Genomic DNA, 22,944 nt, shown 5'->3' with positions numbered 1-22,944 from the left:
GTTATGCAACAGCAAAAGCCGCAAAAACCGTTGGAAGGCGCGCACCTGGTCATTATGACCATCGCGCTGTCGCTGGCGACATTCATGCAGGTGCTGGACTCCACCATCGCAAACGTGGCGATCCCGACCATCGCCGGTAACCTTGGCTCGTCACTGAGCCAGGGGACCTGGGTAATTACCTCGTTTGGGGTGGCAAACGCCATCTCAATCCCTATTACCGGCTGGCTGGCGAAGCGCGTCGGTGAAGTGAAGCTGTTCCTGTGGTCGACAATCGCCTTTGTTCTCGCCTCCTGGGCGTGCGGCATGTCCACCAGCCTGACGATGCTGATTTTCTTCCGCGTCATTCAGGGGATTGTGGCCGGGCCGTTGATTCCCCTGTCACAGAGTTTACTGCTGAACAACTACCCACCCGCCAAACGCTCTATCGCGCTGGCGCTGTGGTCGATGACGGTGATCGTCGCGCCGATTTGTGGGCCTATCTTAGGCGGCTATATCAGCGATAACTATCACTGGGGCTGGATCTTCTTTATCAACGTACCGATTGGCGCCGTGGTGGTCATGATGACGTTGCAGTCGCTACGCGGCAGAGAAACCCGGACGGAACAGCGCCGTATCGACGCCATTGGTCTGGCATTGCTGGTTGTCGGCATCGGTAGCCTGCAGGTCATGCTCGACCAGGGCAAAGAGCTGGACTGGTTCAACTCCCGGGAGATCATCATCCTGACGATTGTCGCGGTGGTGTCGCTGAGCTTCCTGATTGTCTGGGAGTTAACCGACGATAACCCGATAGTCGACTTGTCGCTGTTTAAGTCGCGAAACTTCACCATAGGCTGCCTGTGTATTAGCCTCGCCTACATGCTCTACTTCGGCGCTATTGTTCTGCTGCCGCAATTATTGCAGGAGGTATATGGCTATACCGCAACCTGGGCGGGTCTTGCCTCTGCGCCAGTGGGATTGATTCCGGTCCTGTTGTCGCCGATCATCGGCCGTTTCGCCCACAAGCTCGACATGCGCAGGCTGGTGACATTCAGCTTTATCATGTACGCCGTGTGCTTCTACTGGCGCGCGTATACGTTCGAACCGGGAATGGACTTTGGCGCCTCTGCGTGGCCGCAGTTTATTCAGGGCTTTGCGGTGGCGTGCTTCTTTATGCCACTGACCACCATCACGCTTTCTGGCTTACCGCCTGAGCGCATGGCGGCGGCATCGAGCCTGTCGAACTTTACGCGTACGCTGGCAGGCTCCATCGGGACGTCGATCACCACGACGCTGTGGACCAACCGTGAGTCGATGCACCACGCTCAGCTCACTGAAGCGGTAAATCCGTTCAACCCTAATTCTCAGCAGATGTATGCCCAGCTTCAGGGAATGGGAATGACGGAACAGCAGGCTTCCGGCTGGATCGCCCAGCAGATCACCAACCAGGGGCTGATTATCTCCGCAAACGAGATTTTCTGGGTGTCGGCTGGGATCTTCCTCGTTCTGCTGGGTCTGGTGTGGTTTGCCCGTCCACCGTTTGGTGCCGGTGGTGGAGGCGGTGGCGCGCACTAAAGCGCGTTGTCCAAAACGCGACAGTTATTGTCAGTTTCGATAAAGCAGCGCTCCTGAAATCCATTCACGATAGTGAAAAGACAACAGGAGCGCATCATGCTGAACACACCCGCCGACAAATACCAGCCTTACCCCCCCCTTTCACTGCCCGACCGCCGCTGGCCGGAGCAACGCATCACCCGCGCGCCGCGCTGGCTCTCCACCGATTTACGTGACGGCAACCAGGCCCTGGCCGAGCCCATGGACAGCACGCGCAAGCTGCAGTTCTGGGAATTGCTGCTGAACTGCGGATTTAAAGAGATTGAAGTCGCCTTTCCTTCCGCCTCACAGACGGATTTCAACTTTGTTCGCCAGTTAATTGAAGAGAACCGCATCCCGGATGACGTCACCATTCAGGTGTTAACCCAGGCGCGGGAAGACCTGATCATCCGCACCTTTGAATCGTTACGCGGCGCGAAACGGGCCACCGTCCATCTGTATAACGCCACCGCCCCGCTGTTCCGCCGCCTGGTGTTTGGCATGGAGAAAGCGCAAATCGTTGAGCTGGCAACACGCTCCACGCGGCTTATCCGCAAGCTCTGCGAAGAGAACCCGGAAACCCGCTGGCAGTACGAATACTCCCCGGAAACCTTCTGCTTTACCGAGCCGGAGTTTGCGCTGGAGATTTGTGAAGCCGTGGCAGAGATCTGGCAGCCCTGCAATGAGCGACCAATGGTGATCAACTTACCCGCGACTGTCGAAGTCAGCACGCCGAACGTCTATGCCGATCAGATTGAGTATTTCTGTCGCCACTTCAGCCGCCGTAACGATGTCTGCATCAGCGTCCATCCGCATAACGACCGCGGTACGGGCGTCGCCAGCGCCGAGCTGGCCGTGATGGCCGGCGCCGACCGGGTAGAAGGGTGTCTGTTTGGCAACGGGGAACGTACGGGGAACGTCTGTCTGGTGACGCTGGCGATGAATCTCTACAGTCAGGGCGTTAGCCCGAATCTCGACTTTAGCGAGATGAATCGGGTGGTGGAAGTGGTCGAAACCTGCAACCAGATTCCGGTGCATCCGCGCCATCCATGGGCAGGACGGCTGGCCTATACCGCCTTCTCCGGCTCGCATCAGGACGCGATCAAAAAAGGCTTTGATGCCCGCAAGCCTGGCGAACGCTGGGAGATGCCTTACCTGCCAGTGGACCCGCAGGATATCGGCTGCACCTACGAAGCGGTGATCCGCGTGAACAGCCAGTCCGGGAAAAGCGGCAGCGCGTGGCTTATTGAACAGAACCACGGCCTGAAATTACCCCGCGCGCTGCAGCAGGATTTCAGCCAGCACGTACAGCAGGAAACGGATCGCCACGGAAAAGAGATGACGCAAAATGCACTGTGGCTACTGTTCCGTACCCGTTACGGCCTGGTGGCAACGCCACAATTTGCCCTGCAATCGTACCGCAGCGACAGCCAGCAGGACGGGCAGTTGCGCTTAACGGCAAGCATCGCCACGCAGGGGGGAACACGCCAGCTGGAAGGTCAGGGTATTGGTTTGCTGTCCGCCGCTGCCAGCGGCCTGAGTCGCTGGGTCAACACGCCGTTTGTGATTAAGGATTACCACGAACATACCCTGGGTGAACGCAGTGACAGCCGCTCAGTGGCCTATATTCGCTGTTTGTTCCAGGACGGTTGCAGCCGCTGGGGCGTGGGTATCGACAGTGACGTCGCGCGCGCCTCTCTTCAGGCGCTCTTTAACGCCGTCAGTCGTTTTTAAAGTAATCGCTGGGAGAGACACCCATCACCCGACGAAACATCGCCGTAAAGGCACTGTGACTGCCGTAACCCAGTTCCAGTGCCACGCGTAGCACCGGCTGGCCCTGTGCCAGCCGCACTAACGCCTCCAGCAAGCGAGCCCTTCTCAGCCACTCAACGTAACGTAATCCTGTCTGCTGCTGAAAATGCCGGTTCATCGTGCGCTCGCTCATTCCAAGCGAACTCGCGGCCTGAAGGCTGTTCCAGCGATCTCCTGGTGACTGACGGATCTGCTGGCACAGGTGGCGTAACGGGGCGCTCTCCGGCTCAGGCAGATGAAATGGCAGCACAGGCATGATGCGAATTTCATCCAGAATGAGTTCATACACGCGCTCATCTCGACTCCCCGGCGAGTAAGATTCAGGCAGTGAGAGAGAAGCGAGGATCAGTTCGCGCAACAGTGGGGAGATCTGCACGATCTGGCACGCTGCGGGGAGATCGGCACGCGCCAGCGGATCGATAAACAGCGTGCGCGCCGCAACGTTCCCGGTGATACGAAGCGAATGACGCGTCCCCGCTGGCAGCCAGACGCCGCGGCCAGGAGGAACCACCCAACAGCCGGATGCGGTATCAACCCGCACCACCCCGCTCAAAGTATGCAGCAGTTGCGCGCAGTCATGCTCATGCCAGGGTTCGCTGTCGCCATGAACATAATCATGGGCAAAAGGAACGAGTGGACGATGGGTAAAGGTGAACGTTGAGGTTGTGGTCATGGGGTTAAACAACCCTCGCTCTCCCCTCTCCCGTATGGGAGAGGGAAAAGGTGCACTAGATGTGCAGTTCCTGCAGTTTTTCTTTCGGCAGAGCCAGCTCTTCATTGCTGTTCACGCGAACATCACGCTCAATGATGTGACGCGCAATTTCCTGTGCTTCTTCCAGGGAGTGCATCTGGTAAGTACCACACTGGTAAACGTTCAGCTCAGGGATTTGGTTCTGCTCTTTCACCTTCAGCACGTCTTCCATGGCTGCTTTCCAGGCATCTGCGACGCGTTTCTCTTCCGGCTGACCAATCAGGCTCATGTAAAAACCAGTACGGCAGCCCATCGGAGAGATATCAATGATCTCAACGCCGTTGCCGTTCAGGTGGTCACGCATAAAACCAGCGAACAGATGCTCCAGAGTGTGAATACCTTTCTCTGGCATCACTTCTTTATTTGGCACGCAGAAACGCAGATCGAAGACGGTGATCGTGTCGCCGTGCGGGGTGTGCATGGTCTTCGCCACGCGAACTGCAGGTGCTTCCATACGGGTATGGTCGACAGTAAAGCTATCTAATAACGGCATACGTCACCTCCGATAGTGATTTTTTTTAAAATAAACTGAACTCTTCTACAGAATGCGCGTCTGAGTATATGAAAGACGCGCATTTGTTATCATCATCCCTGAATTCAGAGATGTATATTTTGGCCACAGCGATGTGGCCTTTTTCTTTTCTGCTTAAGCCTGCTTCGCCAGAAACGCCTCAAACGACTCGGTATCCGCCGCTTCAACCTCTTTCTGACGCACAATAGATGCATCGCGTTCTGCTACAAAATCCGCTTCGCTCAGCACTTCTAACGGCTCCTGCATCAGCATCTCACGGTATTCTGCTCCGAGTGAACGCCCCGTGCCACCAATACCTTGATCAATCATTGAACGCAGAATGCGTGCTGAGAACGTCAGTTCCGGATTATCAAAACATTCCACCAGCTGGTCGCAGATATGTTGATATGCGTCGCCACCGTCGATGCTGTCCATTGTCCGGGCAACACGTTTAAGATCACGGAACAGATCTTTACCGACTTTCGTCAGCGGGAACTGTGCTGTTTCGCAGCCAATGCCCAGCGTCAGACCCGGTTTACGGCCTTCCAGAATTACGCGGTTCCAGTTTGTACGGGTACAAAGCAGCTCGTCTGAACTCATTTCAGGCGCATCCGCCAGAACGCACCAGACCATAAACAGATCCAGGAAGCGAATCTGCTGCTCATCAACACCAATCGGTGAGAACGGGTTGATATCCAGCGAGCGCACTTCAATGTATTCGATCCCGCCGCGCTGCAGCGCGTCCGACGGTGTTTCACCGCTGCGCGTCACGCGCTTAGGACGAATTGGCGCGTACAGTTCATTCTCAATCTGCAGCACATTGCTGTTGATTTGCAGACGCTTGCCGTCTTTCTCAAGGCCGATTTTCTCGTACTCTTCCGACGGGGTTTTGATCGCCCGCTTCAATCCTGCCACATATTCGTGCAATTCGTTAAACGTAATACCGAGATTGCTTTGCGATTTATTGGTATAACCAAGATCGCTCAGGCGCAAGGAAGTCGCGTACGGCAGATAGTACATCCCGCACTCGGTTTTCTCGAACGGCAGCGTAGTCGGTTTCCCCTGCAGGAACGATGAGCAAATGGCAGGCGACGCACCAAACAGGTACGGAATCACCCAGCCGAAACGATAATAGTTGCGGATCAGGCGGAAGTAGCCCGCAGAGATCGCGTCCTTAACCGTTTCATCACATTTCGCCTGCCAGAACGCCATGGGCAAAGAGAAGTTGTAATGCACACCAGAGATGGTCTGCATTAACGCGCCATAGCGGTTTTTCAGTCCCTCACGATAGAGCGTTTTGAGCCGGCCAATATTTGATGTGCCATATTGAGCCAGCTCGATCTCCTGACCTTGCTCGATATAACACGGCATGCTGAGGGGCCACATACGCTCATCGCCCAGATTGCGCGCGGTATAGCGATGAATGTCGCGCAAGATCGTCAGCATATGATCAATATCACCCTCTACCGGAGTGATGAACTCCAGCAGCGCTTCAGCGAAATCGGTTGTGATCCATTTATGTGTCAGCGCCGAGCCTAACGCCTTCGGGTGACCCGTCGTCGCTAAACTGCCGTCCGCGTTTACGCGTAGCGTTTCACGCTCAAGACCACGCTGAATACCCTTCAATGCCTGAGGGTGGTTTTCCAGCCAGGCCAGCGCCTGAGATACGTCCGGGATCAAATTGACCTCCCGCCTGTCAAAGTAATGTTACTCAGCATAATTGTAATGGTTGACGATTGAAGGTCGCGTATTCATTCCACCAATTAGTGCCACCACGTCATACCCTGCAGAGTTGCCCATGCCACGAGAACATATCGCAACGCCTTGCCAAGGCACAAAAAAAAGAGCACCGGTCCCCAGGAGATGCGCATCCATCCCGCCAGCAGACACAGTAAATCACCTATTACAGGCATCCAGCTTAATAACAGCGTGGCAGCGCCATAGCGTTTTAGCCAGCCGACTGCCTTTTCCTGCCAGCGCGATTTTTCGCGCAGCGGAAAGAAACGCCCAAGAATAACGTTAGTCAGCCCTCCAAGGCTATTACCCATTGTTGCTATTAACACAAGCAACCAGGGCTGACTCACGCCGGACAACAGCATCGCCACCAGCACCACTTCCGAATTGCCCGGTAAGAGCGTGGCGCTTAAAAAACTGCTGGCGAATAATGAAGCAAGCGACAGCGCGTCACTCACAGTAAGCGCACATCCACCGCGGCCATGCCAGCATCACGTGCGGCCTGAATACCGAAATCAGCATCTTCAAACACGACGCATTTTGCCGCCGGTACACCCATTAATTCTGCGCAGAGCAGGAAGGTATCTGGTGCGGGCTTGTGATTTTTAACATGATCGGCGGCAACCACGGCAGAAAAATAGTGGCGCAGGCCAAGATGATTGAGCAAAGCCTCTGCAATAGCGCTTTCGCTGCCCGTCCCCACCGACATCGGGCGACGTCCGTGCCACGCTTTCACGACATCAATCAGCGGCAGCGGGCGTACGGTATCTAAAAGCATGGCTTTTACTGCATCGGTTTTTTCACGGGCGAGCACGTGCGGGTCGAGATCGGCCTGATTCATTTCAATCACGGCCTGTGCAATACGCCAGGTTGGGGATCCGTTAAGGGCAATCATCGCCTGAAGGTCGAAACGCATACCGTAGCGGCCCAGGACGTCAGTCCACGCTTGACGATGCGTAGGCTCGGTATCAAGGAGGGTGCCATCCATATCGAAGATCAGACCGTCATACTGTGCGTACATCGTGCTCTCGCTAAACGATTAACAAAGCATTACTTTATCGTAAAAGGTGATTTTTGTCGCTGACTGAGAGTGTGATTGCTGACGGAACGTCGAAGGAATAAACAAAGAAGGAGAATATGGTGCATCCGGGAGGATTCGAACCTCCGACCGCTCGGTTCGTAGCCGAGTACTCTATCCAGCTGAGCTACGGATGCATCGGGAAATGCTTTCAGAAACAGTAAAATGGTGCATCCGGGAGGATTCGAACCTCCGACCGCTCGGTTCGTAGCCGAGTACTCTATCCAGCTGAGCTACGGATGCATCAGGGTACTGCTTTCAGAAATAGTAAATGGTGCATCCGGGAGGATTCGAACCTCCGACCGCTCGGTTCGTAGCCGAGTACTCTATCCAGCTGAGCTACGGATGCATCGGGATTTACTATTGTACTACTCGATATTCATATCACTTCGAAAGCAATATGAAGTAATAGATGGTGCATCCGGGAGGATTCGAACCTCCGACCGCTCGGTTCGTAGCCGAGTACTCTATCCAGCTGAGCTACGGATGCAAAATGGCGGTGAGGCGGGGATTCGAACCCCGGATGCAGCTTTTGACCGCATACTCCCTTAGCAGGGGAGCGCCTTCAGCCTCTCGGCCACCTCACCACACAACGCCTCTTTCGAGTGCTTCGAGTAACTCGTTAAGAGCTTCTCGTCGCTGCGTGGCGCATATATTACTTTCTGGGATTTATAAGTCAAACAATTTTCCAAAAGCTTTTATCGTTTGCACAAATCACACGCAATTCGCATGTAAAAGCCGCAAAGAGGGTGTTTTATAAGCGGATTTTGCAGGCATCTTCACAGAAAACCTATGCAGAAATGGTGGCGTCAGGACGAGTTAAGAGTAACTGAGTGGTTAAAAAGAGAGCAACTGAAATTAAACGGTAACTTTGGGCAGGAAAAATGACAGGAGGGTTGCGTCTCGCCCGACAGCGAGACGCGACAATATCAGTAACTGGACTGCTGGGATTTTTCAGCCTGGATACGCTGGTAGATCTCTTCACGGTGGACAGATACTTCTTTAGGAGCGTTAACACCAATACGTACCTGGTTACCCTTTACCCCTAAAACTGTCACGGTGACCTCATCCCCAATCATGAGGGTCTCACCAACTCGACGAGTCAGAATCAGCATTCTTTGCTCCTTGAAAGATTAAAAGAGTCGGGTCTCTTGTATCCCGGCATTATCCATCATATAACGCCAAAAAGTAAGCGATGACAAACACGTAAAGTGTAAGCAGTCACGGCATCACATTCTGTTAAACGTAAGTTTAGCCGATATACACAAACTCAACCTGACTTTATCGTTATCGATAGCACAGTGAACAAGACGCCATAACGTTACCGCTATGGCGTCTGCTTGTGCTTTGTAATTATTACAGTTTCGCGCTTACCCAGCTTTCAACGCTGGCCAAAGCTTGAGGAAGTGCCGCCGCATCCGTACCACCGGCTTGCGCCATGTCTGGACGACCACCACCCTTGCCGCCCACCTGCTGGGCAACCATACCAATCAGTTCCCCTGCTTTTACGCGGTCAGTCACATCCTTAGAGACCCCCGCAATCAGAGAAACCTTACCTTCTGCCACTGTCGCCAGCACGATAACGGTAGAACCAAGCTGGTTCTTGAGATCGTCGACCATAGTACGCAGCATCTTAGGCTCAACGCCCGCCAGATCGCTGACCAGCAGTTTGACGCCCTTAATGTCTACAGCTTTGCTGGAGAGGTTTGCACTCTCCTGCGCCGCAGCCTGCTCTTTTAGCTGCTGCAGCTCTTTTTCCAGCTGACGCGTGCGATCCAGCGCAACGCGCACTTTCTCGCCCAGGTTCTGGCTATCGCCTTTCAGCAGCTGTGCGATGTCGTGCAGCTGATCGCTCTGCGCATGCAGGCTGGCAATAGCACCTTCACCTGTCACCGCTTCGATACGACGCACGCCTGCCGCCGTACCCGACTCGGAAACAATGCGGAACAGGCCGATGTCACCAGTGCGCGATGCGTGAGTACCACCGCACAGTTCAGTCGAGAAGTCGCCCATGCTCAGCACGCGAACACGCTCGTCATATTTCTCACCAAACAGCGCCATCGCACCTTTTTTCTTCGCGTCCTCGAGATCCATGATGTGGGTCTCGATTGGCAGGTTACGACGGATCTGCGCGTTCACCAGATCTTCCACCGCGCGGATTTCAGACGGTTTCATCGCTTCAAAATGCGAGAAGTCGAAACGCAGCACTTTGTCGTTAACCAGAGAACCTTTCTGTGCAACGTGGGTACCGAGTACGTCGCGCAGGGCAGCATGCATCAGGTGAGTTGCAGAGTGGTTCAGACGAATGCGCGCGCGGCGAGCTTCATCCACATTAGCCTGTACGCCCTCACCCACTTTCAGAGAACCGGAAACCAGTTTGCCCTGATGACCAATCGCCTGGCCGTATTTCTGGGTGTCGCTTACGCTGAAGCTGAAACCATTGCCTTTCAGTTCGCCTTTATCGCCAACCTGACCACCAGATTCCGCATAGAACGGTGTTTTGTCCAGAATGACAACCGCATCCTGACCTGCGCTGATGCTGTCTACGGCTTTACCGTCAACAAACAGGGCGGTCACTTTGCCGGTCAGTTCCAGCGCTTCATAACCTTTGAATTCAGACGCGCTGTCAACGCGGATCATCGCGTTGTAGTCTGCACCGAAACCGCTGGACTCACGCGCACGACGACGCTGCTCTTCCATCGCGGCTTCGAAGCCCGCTTCGTCAACTTTGATGTTGCGCTCGCGACAAACGTCCGCCGTCAGGTCAACCGGGAAACCGTAGGTGTCGTACAGGCGGAAAGCGGTTTCGCCGTCCAGCGTGTCACCCTTAAGGTTTGCCAGTTCTTCGTCCAGCAGCGCCAGACCGCGCTCCAGCGTACGGGCAAACTGCTCTTCTTCGGTTTTCAGAACCTGCTCTACCTGCGCCTGCTGGCGTTTCAGCTCATCACCGGCAGCACCCATCACGCCAATCAGTGGCCCAACGAGCTTATAGAAGAAGGTGTCCTTCGCGCCCAGCATGTTGCCGTGACGGATAGCACGACGAATGATACGACGCAGCACGTAGCCACGGTTTTCATTCGACGGGATAACGCCGTCGGCAATCAGGAACGCACAGGAACGAATATGGTCCGCGATAACGCGCAGGGATTTGTTGTTCAGGTCGGTCGCGCCGGTCACTTCCGCAACGGCTTTGATCAGGGTGCTGAACAGGTCAATCTCGTAGTTGGAGTTAACGTGCTGCAGAACCGCAGCAATACGCTCCAGACCCATACCGGTATCAACGGAAGGCTTCGGCAGCGGCTCCATTGTACCGTCAGCCTGACGGTTGAACTGCATAAAGACGATGTTCCAGATCTCAATGTAGCGATCGCCATCTTCTTCCGGACTGCCTGGAGGGCCACCCCAGATGTGGTCGCCATGATCGTAGAAGATCTCGGTGCACGGACCGCAAGGACCGGTGTCACCCATCTGCCAGAAGTTGTCAGACGCGTAAGGTGCGCCTTTGTTATCACCGATGCGAATAATACGTTCGCGCGGGATACCGACTTCTTTTTCCCAGATTTCGTAGGCTTCGTCATCGGTTTCATAGACGGTAACCCACAGACGCTCTTTCGGCAGGTTGAACCAGTTTTCACCGGTCAGCAGTTCCCACGCATATTGAATGGCATCGTGTTTGAAATAGTCGCCGAAGCTGAAGTTGCCCAGCATTTCGAAGAAGGTGTGGTGACGCGCGGTGTAACCGACGTTTTCCAGGTCGTTGTGTTTACCGCCCGCACGTACGCAACGCTGTGACGTTGTAGCACGGGAATAATTACGCTTGTCGAGACCAAGGAACACATCCTTGAACTGGTTCATCCCGGCGTTGGTAAACAGTAAAGTCGGGTCGTTATTTGGTACCAGGGAGCTGCTGGCAACAACCTGGTGTCCCTTACTATGGAAAAAATCGAGAAACGCCTGACGGATCTCAGCGGTGCTCTTGCTCATAATTATCCTGAAATCAAGCTAACGAAATGTCGTAGCAAGCCTGTATCTGTAAACAGTTGGACAGACCAGCTACTGGAAAAAGTGGGAATAAGATAAGTTTTCTTTAGTGGGAAGTAAAATCCCGCATGCGTTCAATCGGCAAAATTACGCCAGATATCCTGAATATCTTCCATCAGGAAGCCACGGTAGAGCAAAAAGCGTTGGATTTTCACTTTTTCTGAAAAATCACGCGGCAGGGGTTCACCGTATTTCCGAATCGCCTGTTCTTTTGCCAGCTCGCACCAGTCGGTATCGCATTCTCGCATGGCTTTTTCAATGGACTCGCGGGCTACTCCTTTCTGGTTCAGCTCCTGACGTATGCGCGCGGGGCCGTATCCTTTCCGACCACGGCTGGCGAGAAACCGGGAAGCGAAGCGCTCATCATCCAGATAGTGATGCTCGTAGCACCAGGCAATCACGCGTTCGTAATCTTCCGCCGTGGCATCAATCTCTTCCGGGCCATTTTTGCTCATTACGGGAGCCGACAGTTTTCGCCGCAACTCTTGCTCACTGTGATCACGAACAGCAAGGATACGTACTGCCCGGTCCAGTAAGCGCGCGTACGCGGGTCGACGTGGGGTAGGTTCACTCATAAAAAACCTGCTGGTTCAGAAATGCAAAAAGGGCCGCATCAGCAGCCCTTCGTCTTTATACGAAGCATTAAAAATCTTCGTTGGTTTCTTCAGCATCCACGCTATCAACTGCGAAGTCGGGTGTGGAGTCCTGATTGTTCAGCAGAAGCTCACGCACTTTCTTCTCAATTTCTTTCGCCGCAGCCGGGTTCTCTTTCAGCCAGGAGATCGCATTTGCTTTGCCCTGACCAATTTTGTCACCGTTATAGCTATACCAGGCGCCCGCTTTTTCAATCAGCTTCTCTTTCACGCCCAGGTCAACCAGCTCACCGAAGAAGTTAATCCCTTCGCCGTAGAGAATCTGGAATTCAGCCTGTTTAAACGGCGCGGCAATTTTGTTCTTCACAACCTTCACGCGGGTTTCGCTTCCGACGACGTTCTCACCCTCTTTTACCGCACCGATACGGCGGATATCAAGACGGACAGACGCGTAGAATTTCAGCGCGTTACCACCGGTGGTGGTTTCCGGGTTACCGAACATTACACCAATTTTCATACGGATCTGGTTAATGAAGATCAGCAGCGTATTGGACTGTTTCAGGTTACCGGCCAGCTTACGCATTGCCTGGCTCATCATACGTGCCGCGAGGCCCATGTGAGAGTCACCGATTTCGCCTTCGATTTCGGCTTTTGGCGTCAGTGCGGCAACGGAGTCGACCACGATAACGTCAACAGCACCAGAACGCGCCAGCGCGTCACAAATTTCCAGCGCCTGTTCACCGGTGTCCGGCTGAGAACAGAGCAGGTTGTCGATATCAACGCCCAGTTTGCGAGCATAAACAGGGTCCAGCGCGTGCTCGGCATCGATAAATGCACAGGTTTTACCTTCACGCTGTGCCGCAGCGATAACCTGCAGCGTCAGCGTCGTTTTACCTGAGGACTCTGGTCCGTAGATTTCTACGATACGGCCCATCGGCAGACCGCCAGCGCCCAGTGCGATATCCAGAGAAAGCGAACCGGTGGAGATGGTTTCCACGTCCATGGAACGGTCTTCACCCAGGCGCATGATGGAGCCTTTACCGAATTGCTTTTCGATCTGGCCCAGTGCTGCCGCCAACGCTTTCTGTTTGTTTTCGTCGATAGCCATTATTACTCCTGTCATGCCGGGAGAAGCGACTGTGCTTCACCGTGGATTTCTGTTCTGTTGGTGCAATTATACTGTATAGTCATACAGTATCAAGTATTTTGTAGAAATTGTTGCCAGAGCGTTTTTAACGCATATTCCGTTGCCTGACGGCGCACGCTTTCGCGATCGCCGCTAAAACACTCCCGGCGGGTGATCCCTTCACCTTTGGACGTGGCAAAACCAAACCAGACTGTGCCAACAGGCTTCACGTCGCTGCCGCCATCCGGGCCTGCAATGCCGCTGATTGAAATGGCGTAATCCGCACGCGCCTCTTTGAGCGCACCAATTGCCATCTCAATCACCACCGGTTCGCTGACCGCGCCATGCTGTTCCAGCGTAGATTCACGCACGCCAATCATTTGCGCTTTAGCCTCGTTACTGTAGGTCACAAAGCCACGTTCAAACCAGGCGGAACTGCCGGCGATATCAGTAATCACTTTCGCCACCCAGCCGCCAGTACAGGACTCTGCAGTGGTGATTGTCGCACCACGTTGCTTAAGCGCCAGCCCGACTATCTCACTAAGCTGCATCAATTCATGGTCAGTCATTCTCGCTCCAGGCATCAGAAAAACGTGCAGCACAAGATAGCACTTTCTCGTCAGATATGGGGATGCGCTTCAGGTTTTACGAGGGGGCTTCAGAAAAAAGCCGATGCGGGCGCACCGGCCATTAGAGAATGTTATTTCATGCTGTCGGCGAGGGTATTCACATTGTGACGAAACGCCTTCACGTAGGTGTCTGCCACTCCGCCTTTTGCCGACAGGGCTTCCGGATAAAGTTCACCACCCGGCTGAGCGCCCGTGGCTGACGCAATCTGTTTAACCAGACGCGGGTCGAGCTGGTTTTCCATAAACCAGGTTTTCACGCCGTCCGCTTTAATCTGATTAATAATCTCAGCAACCTGCGCCGCACTGGCTTCGCTCTCTGACGACAGCCCCTGTGGCGCCATAAACGTGACGCCATAGGCCCGGCTGAAATAACAGAAAGCGTCATGACTGGTCAGTACGTTACGCTTCGCCTGTGGGATCTGACTAAAGCGGGTTTTGGCCCAGCTATCCAGTTGAGTCAGTTGCGCGATATACGGCTTCCCTGAGGCCTCCAGTGCTGCTTTGTCTTCTGGATCGGCTTTTACCAGCCCGTTCAAAATATTTTGCGCATACAGCGCCCCGTTCGCCGCACTGTTCCACGCGTGAGGATCGGTCACGGTCTTTCCATCTTCCTCAAGCGTGTGGGTTTTCACCCCGGTTGAAGCGACGACCAGTTGGCCTTTAAATCCGGAGGCTTTCACCAGACGATCAAGCCAGCCCTCCAGCCCCAGGCCGTTCACCACCACCACATCGGCCTTGCTCAGCGCCGCGCTGTCTTTCGGCGACGGCTCGAAGGTATGCGGATCGCCGTCCGGCCCCACCAGCGTCGTCACCTTCACATGGTCACCGCCCACCTCCTAGGTAATGTCCCCCAGTATCGAAAAGCTGGTGACCACATTCAGCGTTTTTGCCATCACGCCGTGCGACATCATCCCCAGCGCGAGCGCCACTGCTAATCCTGTACGTTTCATCGTTTCCCCTTGCGTTAAAAAAACGCACGCAGGCTGCCAGCGAGCTGGCTTCGCGTGCCAAATAAAATAGAAATAAAGAAAAGTGCGCTGGCGGTGAGCACAATAGACGGCCCCGCAGGCAGGCTCACAGCCCAGGAAAGGCTTAACCCGAACCATGCACAGAAAATACCGCTCATCCCTGCCATCAGAAGTAATCCAGGTAGGGTGCGTACCCAGCATCGCGCGGCCACGGCGGGTAACATCATCAACCCGACGGCCATCAGCGTGCCAAGCACCTGAAAGCCCGCCACCAGGTTAAGCACCAGCAGCGCCAGAAACAGGCCATGCAACAGACCGGGTAACCAACGGGCATTCACCTGCAGCCACGCCGTATCAAACGCCTCTGTCACCAGCCCGCGATAAAAAACAGCCAGTACGATTAACGTGAAGATACAAACCCCAGCCACAAACAGTGCGGCATCGTTGTCCACGGCGAGAATAGAACCAAACAGCAAATGCAGCAGATCGACATTCGACCCACGCAGCGACACCAGCGTGACGCCTAATGCCAGCGATCCCAAATAGAACCCGGCAAAGCTGGCATCTTCTTTTAGCGGCGTGCGTCGGCTAACCAACCCGGCCACCAGCGCAACGGCAATCCCGGCGATAAAACCGCCGATACTCATCGCCAGCAATGACATGCCGCTGAGCAAATATCCCACTGCGACACCCGGCAAAATGGCATGAGAAAGGGCATCCCCCATCAGGCTCATCCTGCGTAGCTGAAGAAAAACCCCGAGCGCCGTGGTGCTGACCGACAGCGCCAGGCAAACCACCAGTGCACGCCGCATAAAGCCGTACTCGATAAACGGCTGGAAAAAGAGCTGCCAAATCATGCCACCCTCACCCGCTCGGTTTTCCATTGGGGAACGTCAGCATCCAGCCGTAATGTCTGCGGGAAATGGCGCGAGACGCGTTCACTGTCGTGGAGTACCGCTAACAAGGTTTGTCCCTGCATATACATCTCCAGCATCAAATCCATCAGCACGTTGCAGGTGGCTTCATCGACGCCGGTAAAGGGCTCGTCAAGCATCACCAGCGGCGCCTGCTGCACCAGGACACGGGCAAAAAGCATGCGCTGAAACTGGCCGCCGGAGAGCTCATCGATGGTGGATAGCGCCATGGATTCCAGCCCTACACGCTCAATCGCACCGGCAATCCGCAAGCGTGTTTCACGACGAAAGCCGGATAAAAGCGAAATGCCCGGCCAGCACCCCATACTGACGACGTCCTGCACGGTCAACGGAAATTGCGCCTCCAGCGCGTGGCGTTGTGCCAGCCAGCCAATCACCGGGCGCTTTTCCTGCCAGCGCATACTCCCGCCCACGGGAGCGATAAACCCTGCGAGCGTTTTCAGGAGCGTCGATTTCCCGCAGCCGTTAGCGCCCACGATTGCGGTCATACTCCCGCGTTCAATGACGCCGGATAACGGCCGCGTGACGGGCTGACGTTCATAACCTGCGGTCAGTTCATTCATTACGATCATGGCAGCGCTACCGCCCAGCTCACCGCCAGGCTGAGAAACACAATAATGGCCAGCGCCAGCAGAAGGCGAACTGGCGCAGAGAGCGAAAAAAGGGAAATTGACATCTCGACACCCGAAATAATGTTATAACATAACAATAATGAAAGGTATTGACGTTGTAAATGGTGTGTTTGAAAAGGGAGTGTGGCGAAATGTTTCAGCGAAAAATAGGGGACCATCTTCAGCCCTCTCCACCAGGGAGAGGGCTGAATAAGACGAGTTACTGACTAAACGGCGACGCTGCAGGCACACGCGCCTGCGATACCGCCAGCCCCAGCTGCCACACGGCCATCGCATAGTGGGTGCTGTGGTTATAGCGGGTGATGGTGTAGAAATTTGGCAGACCGTACCAGTACTGATAACCGGTACCGATATCCAGACGCAGCAGGCTTGCCTGCTGCGCATTGCCCAGCGGTTGCGTTGGCGTCAGGCCAGCGGCTGCCAGCTGCGAAATGCTGTAGTTGGTTTTGAAGCCGTTTTCCAGCCCCGGCGCCTGGCCGTTAGCCTGCACCGCCACCTGGCCGCCCGGCACCCAGCCGTGCGCTTTGAAGTAATTTGCCACGCTGCCAATGGCATCCACCGGATCCCACAGGTTGATGTGACCATCGCCGTTAAAGTCGACGGCGTATTGTTTATAGGAGGACGGCATAAACTGGCCATAACCCATCGCACCGGCAAACGAACCTTTCAGATCGAGCGGATCATCTTGCTCATTACGCGCCATCAGCAGGAAGGTTTCCAGCTCGGAAGAGAAATATTCGGCACGGCGCGGGTAGTTAAAGGACAGTGTCGCCAGCGCATCCAGGATGCGGGTTTTGCCCATCACGCGACCCCAGCGGGTTTCCACGCCGATAATCCCGACGATAATTTCCGGCGGCACGCCGTAGACCTGCCACGCACGGTTCAGCGCATCCTCATACTGATTCCAGAACACGACGCCATTCTGCACGTTGTCCGGGGTAATAAACTGTTTGCGATAGCGCAACCATGCGCCATTTGGCCCGCTCGGCGCCTGGGCCGTCGGTGCCTGTCTGTCCATCAGGCGCAACACGTAATCAAGACGCTTCGCCTGAGATAAAATTTCGTGCAGTTGTTGCCTGTCAAAGCCGTGTTTGCTCACCATTTTATCAATGAACTGCTCGGCCGCCGGGTTATTCGCGAAGTCGCCGCCCATCTGCATCATATTGTGCTGCGGCTCCAGCAGGAATCCTCCGGAAGGCGCGCCTGCCGTTTGCTGAACGGTTTCGGTCTTAGGTTTGCTACTACAGGCAGACAGCAGAATAAGCGCAGGTAACAACGCTGCATAACGACGCTTGAACATGAGACATCCATTTAACGGGTTCGATAAGAGCTCAGTATGGTAAAGCATCCGCAACACCTCAAGGAAGCAGTACGCACCTCCCCCACGCAAATCCTCGCTTTTTTCCACCGAAAATCATTGACCTCATCAATAAACTTTCAAAATAATCCATTTTTCTTTCATTGTGAGATCTAACTAACACTTTAAAACCTTTCAAAGTGATTATTATTAACCCAGTCAGACAAAAACAAAAAAGCCCCACAGGAGAGAAGAATGATAGAAACCATCACCCACGGCGCCGAGTGGTTCATCGGGCTGTTTCAGAAAGGCGGAGAAGTGTTCACCGGCATGGTGACCGGGATCCTGCCCCTGCTGATCAGCCTGCTGGTGATCATGAACGCGCTGATCAACTTTATCGGCCAGCAGCGCATTGAACGCTTCGCTCAGCGTTGCGCGGGTAACCCACTGTCCCGCTACCTGGTATTACCCTGTATCGGTACCTTCGTTTTCTGCAACCCGATGACCTTAAGCCTCGGGCGTTTTATGCCAGAAAAGTACAAACCAAGTTACTACGCAGCGGCCTCCTACAGCTGCCATTCGATGAACGGTCTGTTCCCGCACATCAACCCCGGCGAGCTGTTTGTCTATCTCGGGATCGCCAGCGGCCTTACCACCCTTGGTCTGCCACTCGGACCACTGGCAGTGAGCTATCTGCTGGTTGGCCTCGTCACCAACTTCTTCCGCGGCTGGGTGACGGACCTCACCACCGCCATTTTCGAGAAAAAAATGGGCATCCAGCTTGAACAGAAAGTCCATCTTTCAGGAGCCACAGCATGAACCGGATCCGCATTGAGAAAGGCACGGGCGGCTGGGGCGGCCCGCTGGAGTTCGACGCCACAGAAGGCAAAAAGATTGTCTACATCACCGCAGGCACACGCCCGGCGATCGTTGACAAACTACGCGAGCTGACCGGCTGGGAAGCGGTTGACGGCTTTAAAGAGGGCGAGCCACCGGAAGCGGAAATCGGCGTGGCAGTGATCGACTGCGGCGGCACGCTGCGCTGCGGCATCTATCCTAAGCGTCGCATTCCGACGGTGAATATTCACTCCACCGGCAAGTCAGGCCCGCTGGCGCAGTACATCCTGGAAGACATTTATGTGTCGGGCGTGAAAGAGGACAACATCACTCTGGTGAATGGCTCCCCTGCCCCACAAAAAGCCACACCGCGTGATTACGACACCAGCAAAAAAATCACCGAACAGAGCGATGGTCTGTTGGCAAAAGTCGGCATGGGCATGGGGTCCGCCGTGGCGGTGCTGTTCCAGTCCGGGCGCGACACCATCGACACGGTGCTGAAAACCATCCTGCCGTTTATGGCGTTCGTCTCGGCGCTGATCGGCATCATCATGGCCTCCGGTCTGGGTGACTGGATTGCCCACGGTCTCGCCCCGCTCGCCAGCCATCCGCTTGGGCTGGTCACACTGGCGCTGATCTGCTCCTTCCCGCTGCTGTCGCCGTTTCTCGGCCCTGGGGCGGTGATTGCTCAGGTCATCGGCGTGCTGATTGGTGTGCAAATTGGCCTGGGTAATATTCCCCCGCACCTTGCTCTGCCCGCCCTGTTTGCCATTAACGCCCAGGCGGCGTGCGACTTCATTCCCGTTGGTTTGTCACTGGCCGAAGCGCGCCAGGACACCGTGCGCGTGGGCGTGCCGTCCGTGCTGGTAAGCCGCTTCCTGACGGGCGCGCCGACGGTGCTGATTGCCTGGTTTGTCTCTGGCTTTATTTATCAATAAGAGGTTCCTGTTATGACCGTGATTTACCAAACCACCATTACCCGCATCGGCCAGAGCGCGGCGGAGGCACTGAGCGACCAGATGCTGATCACCTTCCGCGAAGGTGCCCCGGCGGATATCGAAGAGTTTTGCTTTATCCACTGCCATGGCGTGCTGAGCGGTGAACTCAAGCCCGGCAGCCAGCTGGAGCTGGGTGAAACGCGTTATGCCGTGACCGCCGTCGGTGAGGTAGCCGAACAAAACCTGCGCGAGCTGGGCCATATCACCCTGCGTTTTGACGGCCAGCCGCAGGCGGAATACCCCGGCACGGTTCACGTCGATGGCCCGGTTCCGCAGGCTGTCACCCCAGGCTGTACATTAAAATTTGTTGCGTAATTAAGGAGAATCACATGAGTCAGGTTGCCGTTGTCATTGGTGGGGGACAAACGTTAGGTGAGTTCCTCTGCCGTGGGCTTGCCGCAGAGGGTTACCGCGTGGCGGTAGTGGATATTCAGAGTGAAAAAGCCGCCCGCGTGGCGGATACCATCAACACCGAGTTTGGCGAAGGAATGGCATACGGGTTTGGCGCCGATGCCACCAGCGAGCAGAGCGTAATGGCGCTTGCCCGCGGTGTGGACGAGATTTTTGGCCGTACCGACCTGCTGGTTTACAGCGCCGGGATTGCAAAAGCGGCCTTTATCAGCGATTTCGAACTGGGGGATTTTGACCGCTCGCTGCAGGTGAACCTGGTGGGTTATTTCCTCTGCGCCCGCGAGTTTTCCCGCCTGATGATCCGCGACGGCATTCAGGGGCGCATTATTCAGATTAACTCGAAATCCGGCAAAGTGGGCAGCAAGCACAACTCCGGTTATAGCGCGGCGAAATTTGGAGGCGTCGGGCTAACGCAGTCTCTGGCGCTGGATCTGGCTGAATATGGCATTACCGTTCACTCGCTGATGCTGGGCAACCTGCTGAAATCGCCGATGTTCCAGTCCCTGCTGCCGCAGTATGCCACCAAGCTCGGCATCAAAGCTGAAGAAGTGGAACAATATTACATTGATAAAGTGCCGCTCAAGCGCGGATGCGACTATCAGGACGTGCTGAATATGCTGCTGTTTTACGCCAGCCCGAAAGCCTCGTACTGCACCGGGCAGTCAATTAACGTCACCGGTGGGCAGGTGATGTTCTGATCGGGCAGGCTGATGCCCTCACCCTAACCCTCTCCCTGTGGGAGAGGGAACACAACAAGGAGCCGATATGGTCACAGCACTCATCACCGTCGCCGCCCTCGCCTGGTTCTGCCAGATGGCTTTCGGCGGCTGGCAGATCCATCAGTTTAACCGCGCCTTTGATGCGCTGTGTCAGAAAGGCCGCGTGGGCGTCGGGCGTTCTGGTGGACGTTTCAAACCACGCGTGGTGGTTGCCGTTGCGCTGGACGAGGATGACAAGGTCTGCGATTCCCTCATCATGCGCGGCATGACCGTTTTCGCCCGCCCGGTGAAAATCCAGGCGATTAACGGACTGTCGTTGCAGGAATTGCAGCCTGATGTGATCTTTCCCCATGATCCACTCTGTCAGAATGCACTATCATTAGCGCTTAATCTGAAACATGGATAATTTCGTTGTGAAAGCTATAGACTTGCGAAATTATCATTTCGCAACCTAAGGAACGAAGCGCCTATGAAACCTCGTCAGCGGCAGGCGGCCATTCTCGAGCATCTGCAGAAGCAGGGAAAATGCTCGGTCGACGATCTGGCCCACTACTTTGACACCACCGGCACAACAATACGCAAAGACCTGGTATTGCTCGAAAACTCTGGCGCCGTCATTCGGACTTACGGCGGTGTGGTGCTCAATAAGGATGAAGCCGACCCGCCTATCGATCACAAAACGCTGATCAACACCCACCAGAAGGCGCTGATTGCTGAAGCGGCGGTGAAATTTATCCACGATGGCGATTCCATCATTCTTGACGCAGGCAGTACCGTGTTGCAAATGATCCCGCTGCTCAGTCGCTTTAACAACATCACGGTGATGACCAACAGCCTGCATATCGTCAACGCCCTCTCTGAATTCGATAGCGAGCAAACCATTCTGATGCCGGGTGGCACCTTCCGTAAGAAATCAGCGTCATTCCACGGCCAACTGGCAGAGAACGCCTTCGACCACTTCAGCTTTGATAAACTCTTTATGGGCACCGACGGCATCGACCTGAACGCGGGCGTGACCACCTTCAACGAGGTGTTCAGCGTCAGCAAAGCCATGTGCAATGCCGCGCGGGAAGTGATTCTGATGGCAGATTCATCGAAGTTTGGCCGTAAAAGCCCCAATATCGTTTGCAGCCTGGAAAGCGTCGACAAACTGATTACCGACGCAGGTATCGACCCGGCGTTCAAAAAAGCGCTGGAAGAGAAAGGCATCGACGTGATCGTAACCGGAGAGAAAGATGAGTGATTTTCTGTTAAACGCTGGCCGCCAGACCCTGATGCTTGAGCTACAGGAAGCCAGCCGCCTGCCCGAACGGTTGGGCGAGGATTTTGTTCGCGCGGCCAACACCATTATTCAGTGCGAAGGTAAGGTGATTGTCTCCGGGATCGGCAAGTCGGGTCACATCGGTAAGAAAATTGCGGCGACGCTTGCCAGCACCGGTACTCCGGCCTTTTTTGTTCATCCGGCAGAAGCACTGCACGGCGATCTGGGAATGATCGAAAGCCGCGATGTGATGCTGTTTATTTCCTACTCCGGTTCGGCCAAAGAGCTGGATCTCATCATTCCGCGCCTGCAGGAAAAATCGGTCGCTCTGCTGGCGATGACCGGCAAATCCCGTTCGCCGCTGGCGCTGGCAGCCAAGGCCACGCTGGATATTTCCGTTGAGCGTGAAGCCTGTCCGATGCACCTCGCCCCCACATCCAGCACCGTTAATACGCTGATGATGGGCGACGCGCTGGCGATGGCGGTGATGCAGGCGCGCGGCTTTAACGAAGAAGATTTCGCCCGTTCGCATCCGGCCGGAGCGCTTGGGGCACGCCTGCTCAATAAGGTTCACAACCTGATGCGAACTGACGATGCCATTCCGCAGGTCAAACTCGATACCAGCGTGATGGACGCGATGCTGGAACTGAGCCGTACCGGGCTGGGATTGGTCGCCGTGTGTGACAGCGACAGCTTTGTTAAAGGTGTATTTACCGACGGCGATCTGCGTCGCTGGCTGGTCGGCGGCGGCAAGCTGGAATCGCCGGTTTCTGAAGCGATGACCCAGGGCGGGCTGACGTTGAACGCCGACAGCCGCGCCATTGAGGCCAAAGAGGTTCTGATGAAACGTAAAATCACCGCCGCGCCGGTGGTGGATGACAGCGGCAAGCTGTGCGGCGCCATCAACCTGCAGGATTTCTATCAGGCTGGAATTATCTAATCTTTGAGCCCAGGACACTTCGCCAGCCGGTGCAGGTTGGTGAAGTTCAAAAGTCTAAACGCTTTTTTTTACGCAATTTATTCATAAAATAAATACAAATAA

The 22,944-nt window shown here is 55.0% G+C and carries 22 protein-coding genes, 5 tRNA genes and 1 pseudogene; 9 read left to right on the top strand and 19 right to left on the bottom strand.

Annotated features, from left to right (window positions below):
• Window positions 1-3: 3 nt before the first annotated feature.
• Both emrB and leuA read left to right on the top strand, forming a co-directional pair.
• Entirely contained in the window at window positions 4-1,551 is a 1,548-nt protein-coding gene (gene emrB / locus AC0XWG_RS12315; protein WP_128347350.1) for a multidrug efflux MFS transporter permease subunit EmrB, read from the top strand.
• Window positions 1,552-1,647: 96 nt separating this feature from the next.
• Complete coding sequence (gene leuA / locus AC0XWG_RS12310; RefSeq protein ID WP_257247484.1) at window positions 1,648-3,303, top strand: 2-isopropylmalate synthase; 1,656 nt, start codon at window positions 1,648-1,650, stop codon at window positions 3,301-3,303.
• Here the strand turns inward: leuA and AC0XWG_RS12305 are convergent.
• From AC0XWG_RS12305 to mltB, 19 genes and pseudogenes are all read right to left on the bottom strand, one after another.
• Window positions 3,290-4,054: an AraC family transcriptional regulator gene (locus tag AC0XWG_RS12305; RefSeq protein ID WP_108091010.1), complete on the bottom strand. Its 765-nt coding sequence runs from the start codon at window positions 4,052-4,054 to the stop codon at window positions 3,290-3,292. The two genes, leuA and AC0XWG_RS12305, sit on opposite strands and share 14 nt — an antisense overlap.
• A gap of 55 nt (window positions 4,055-4,109) precedes the next feature.
• A complete protein-coding gene (gene luxS, locus AC0XWG_RS12300; RefSeq protein ID WP_008499539.1) occupies window positions 4,110-4,625 on the bottom strand; it encodes an S-ribosylhomocysteine lyase in 516 nt (171 codons plus the stop codon).
• Window positions 4,626-4,778: 153 nt separating this feature from the next.
• On the bottom strand, window positions 4,779-6,323 hold the full coding sequence (gene gshA, locus AC0XWG_RS12295; protein WP_475680617.1) for a glutamate--cysteine ligase: 1,545 nt from the start codon (window positions 6,321-6,323) through the stop codon (window positions 4,779-4,781).
• Between the two features lie 83 nt (window positions 6,324-6,406).
• On the bottom strand, window positions 6,407-6,835 hold the full coding sequence (locus AC0XWG_RS12290) for a YqaA family protein (RefSeq protein ID WP_008499541.1): 429 nt from the start codon (window positions 6,833-6,835) through the stop codon (window positions 6,407-6,409).
• A complete protein-coding gene (gene yqaB / locus AC0XWG_RS12285; protein WP_128347348.1) occupies window positions 6,832-7,398 on the bottom strand; it encodes a fructose-1-phosphate/6-phosphogluconate phosphatase in 567 nt (188 codons plus the stop codon). Before yqaB ends, AC0XWG_RS12290 begins: the two co-directional genes overlap by 4 nt.
• A 117-nt stretch (window positions 7,399-7,515) precedes the next feature.
• Window positions 7,516-7,592: transfer RNA gene (locus AC0XWG_RS12280), tRNA-Arg, on the bottom strand.
• Window positions 7,593-7,621: 29 nt separating this feature from the next.
• Window positions 7,622-7,698, bottom strand: a tRNA-Arg gene (locus tag AC0XWG_RS12275).
• 29 nt (window positions 7,699-7,727) lie between these two features.
• Window positions 7,728-7,804 (bottom strand) — tRNA-Arg (locus AC0XWG_RS12270).
• Window positions 7,805-7,868: 64 nt separating this feature from the next.
• Window positions 7,869-7,945: transfer RNA gene (locus tag AC0XWG_RS12265), tRNA-Arg, on the bottom strand.
• A 4-nt stretch (window positions 7,946-7,949) separates the two neighbouring features.
• Window positions 7,950-8,042 (bottom strand) — tRNA-Ser (locus AC0XWG_RS12260).
• A 342-nt stretch (window positions 8,043-8,384) separates the two neighbouring features.
• Window positions 8,385-8,570: a carbon storage regulator CsrA gene (gene csrA / locus AC0XWG_RS12255; protein WP_000906486.1), complete on the bottom strand. Its 186-nt coding sequence runs from the start codon at window positions 8,568-8,570 to the stop codon at window positions 8,385-8,387.
• A 241-nt stretch (window positions 8,571-8,811) separates the two neighbouring features.
• Window positions 8,812-11,439, bottom strand: a complete 2,628-nt coding sequence (gene alaS, locus AC0XWG_RS12250) for an alanine--tRNA ligase (RefSeq protein ID WP_028016808.1) — start codon at window positions 11,437-11,439, stop codon at window positions 8,812-8,814.
• Between the two features lie 131 nt (window positions 11,440-11,570).
• On the bottom strand, window positions 11,571-12,071 hold the full coding sequence (gene recX, locus AC0XWG_RS12245; protein ID WP_028016809.1) for a recombination regulator RecX: 501 nt from the start codon (window positions 12,069-12,071) through the stop codon (window positions 11,571-11,573).
• 67 nt (window positions 12,072-12,138) lie between these two features.
• Complete coding sequence (gene recA, locus AC0XWG_RS12240) at window positions 12,139-13,197, bottom strand: recombinase RecA (RefSeq protein WP_028016810.1); 1,059 nt, start codon at window positions 13,195-13,197, stop codon at window positions 12,139-12,141.
• A gap of 89 nt (window positions 13,198-13,286) precedes the next feature.
• Entirely contained in the window at window positions 13,287-13,784 is a 498-nt protein-coding gene (gene pncC, locus AC0XWG_RS12235; RefSeq protein WP_049006085.1) for a nicotinamide-nucleotide amidase, read from the bottom strand.
• Between the two features lie 131 nt (window positions 13,785-13,915).
• Window positions 13,916-14,794: pseudogene (locus AC0XWG_RS12230) on the bottom strand (metal ABC transporter substrate-binding protein).
• A 14-nt stretch (window positions 14,795-14,808) separates the two neighbouring features.
• Window positions 14,809-15,669: a metal ABC transporter permease gene (locus tag AC0XWG_RS12225; RefSeq protein WP_028016813.1), complete on the bottom strand. Its 861-nt coding sequence runs from the start codon at window positions 15,667-15,669 to the stop codon at window positions 14,809-14,811.
• A complete protein-coding gene (locus AC0XWG_RS12220; RefSeq protein WP_028016814.1) occupies window positions 15,666-16,319 on the bottom strand; it encodes a metal ABC transporter ATP-binding protein in 654 nt (217 codons plus the stop codon). Before AC0XWG_RS12220 ends, AC0XWG_RS12225 begins: the two co-directional genes overlap by 4 nt.
• A gap of 259 nt (window positions 16,320-16,578) precedes the next feature.
• Window positions 16,579-17,679, bottom strand: coding sequence for a lytic murein transglycosylase B (gene mltB, locus AC0XWG_RS12215; RefSeq protein ID WP_176691090.1), 1,101 nt, complete (start codon window positions 17,677-17,679; stop codon window positions 16,579-16,581).
• Between the two features lie 252 nt (window positions 17,680-17,931).
• Between mltB and srlA the strand changes: the two genes are divergently transcribed.
• The 7 genes from srlA to gutQ all read left to right on the top strand — a co-directional run bounded on the left by srlA (window position 17,932) and on the right by gutQ (window position 22,842).
• Window positions 17,932-18,495: a PTS glucitol/sorbitol transporter subunit IIC gene (srlA, locus tag AC0XWG_RS12210; protein ID WP_028016816.1), complete on the top strand. Its 564-nt coding sequence runs from the start codon at window positions 17,932-17,934 to the stop codon at window positions 18,493-18,495.
• Window positions 18,492-19,451 carry a PTS glucitol/sorbitol transporter subunit IIB gene (gene srlE / locus AC0XWG_RS12205; protein ID WP_028016817.1) on the top strand — a complete coding sequence of 320 codons (960 nt, stop codon included), beginning with the start codon at window positions 18,492-18,494 and terminating at the stop codon, window positions 19,449-19,451. The genes srlA and srlE overlap by 4 nt, the downstream gene beginning before the upstream one ends.
• A gap of 12 nt (window positions 19,452-19,463) precedes the next feature.
• On the top strand, window positions 19,464-19,826 hold the full coding sequence (srlB, locus tag AC0XWG_RS12200) for a PTS glucitol/sorbitol transporter subunit IIA (RefSeq protein ID WP_028016818.1): 363 nt from the start codon (window positions 19,464-19,466) through the stop codon (window positions 19,824-19,826).
• A gap of 14 nt (window positions 19,827-19,840) precedes the next feature.
• The gene (srlD, locus tag AC0XWG_RS12195) at window positions 19,841-20,620 is read left to right on the top strand and encodes a sorbitol-6-phosphate dehydrogenase (protein WP_023294411.1); all 780 of its coding nucleotides are present in this window, start codon (window positions 19,841-19,843) and stop codon (window positions 20,618-20,620) included.
• A gap of 67 nt (window positions 20,621-20,687) precedes the next feature.
• On the top strand, window positions 20,688-21,047 hold the full coding sequence (gene gutM, locus AC0XWG_RS12190) for a transcriptional regulator GutM (protein ID WP_028016819.1): 360 nt from the start codon (window positions 20,688-20,690) through the stop codon (window positions 21,045-21,047).
• Between the two features lie 63 nt (window positions 21,048-21,110).
• Entirely contained in the window at window positions 21,111-21,884 is a 774-nt protein-coding gene (srlR, locus tag AC0XWG_RS12185; protein ID WP_028016820.1) for a glucitol operon DNA-binding transcriptional repressor SrlR, read from the top strand.
• Window positions 21,877-22,842, top strand: coding sequence for an arabinose-5-phosphate isomerase GutQ (gene gutQ, locus AC0XWG_RS12180; RefSeq protein WP_128347345.1), 966 nt, complete (start codon window positions 21,877-21,879; stop codon window positions 22,840-22,842). Before srlR ends, gutQ begins: the two co-directional genes overlap by 8 nt.
• The last annotated feature ends 102 nt before the right edge of the window (window positions 22,843-22,944 follow it).

The organism is Enterobacter sp. DVT3837, assembly GCF_056238685.1.
The sequence above is the reverse complement of the archived record's forward strand: the minus strand, read 5'-3'. Positions and strand labels throughout refer to the sequence as shown.

Coding starts and splice junctions, on each gene's coding strand:
- emrB (WP_128347350.1), top strand. CDS start 4: ATGCAACAGCAAAAGCCGCAAAAACCGTTGGAAGGCGCGCACCTGGTC.
- leuA (WP_257247484.1), top strand. CDS start 1,648: ATGCTGAACACACCCGCCGACAAATACCAGCCTTACCCCCCCCTTTCA.
- AC0XWG_RS12305 (WP_108091010.1), bottom strand. CDS start 4,054: ATGACCACAACCTCAACGTTCACCTTTACCCATCGTCCACTCGTTCCT.
- luxS (WP_008499539.1), bottom strand. CDS start 4,625: ATGCCGTTATTAGATAGCTTTACTGTCGACCATACCCGTATGGAAGCA.
- yqaB (WP_128347348.1), bottom strand. CDS start 7,398: ATGTACGCACAGTATGACGGTCTGATCTTCGATATGGATGGCACCCTC.
- csrA (WP_000906486.1), bottom strand. CDS start 8,570: ATGCTGATTCTGACTCGTCGAGTTGGTGAGACCCTCATGATTGGGGAT.
- alaS (WP_028016808.1), bottom strand. CDS start 11,439: ATGAGCAAGAGCACCGCTGAGATCCGTCAGGCGTTTCTCGATTTTTTC.
- recX (WP_028016809.1), bottom strand. CDS start 12,071: ATGAGTGAACCTACCCCACGTCGACCCGCGTACGCGCGCTTACTGGAC.
- recA (WP_028016810.1), bottom strand. CDS start 13,197: ATGGCTATCGACGAAAACAAACAGAAAGCGTTGGCGGCAGCACTGGGC.
- pncC (WP_049006085.1), bottom strand. CDS start 13,784: ATGACTGACCATGAATTGATGCAGCTTAGTGAGATAGTCGGGCTGGCG.
- AC0XWG_RS12225 (WP_028016813.1), bottom strand. CDS start 15,669: ATGATTTGGCAGCTCTTTTTCCAGCCGTTTATCGAGTACGGCTTTATG.
- AC0XWG_RS12220 (WP_028016814.1), bottom strand. CDS start 16,319: ATGATCGTAATGAATGAACTGACCGCAGGTTATGAACGTCAGCCCGTC.
- mltB (WP_176691090.1), bottom strand. CDS start 17,679: ATGTTCAAGCGTCGTTATGCAGCGTTGTTACCTGCGCTTATTCTGCTG.
- srlA (WP_028016816.1), top strand. CDS start 17,932: ATGATAGAAACCATCACCCACGGCGCCGAGTGGTTCATCGGGCTGTTT.
- srlE (WP_028016817.1), top strand. CDS start 18,492: ATGAACCGGATCCGCATTGAGAAAGGCACGGGCGGCTGGGGCGGCCCG.
- srlB (WP_028016818.1), top strand. CDS start 19,464: ATGACCGTGATTTACCAAACCACCATTACCCGCATCGGCCAGAGCGCG.
- srlD (WP_023294411.1), top strand. CDS start 19,841: ATGAGTCAGGTTGCCGTTGTCATTGGTGGGGGACAAACGTTAGGTGAG.
- gutM (WP_028016819.1), top strand. CDS start 20,688: ATGGTCACAGCACTCATCACCGTCGCCGCCCTCGCCTGGTTCTGCCAG.
- srlR (WP_028016820.1), top strand. CDS start 21,111: ATGAAACCTCGTCAGCGGCAGGCGGCCATTCTCGAGCATCTGCAGAAG.
- gutQ (WP_128347345.1), top strand. CDS start 21,877: ATGAGTGATTTTCTGTTAAACGCTGGCCGCCAGACCCTGATGCTTGAG.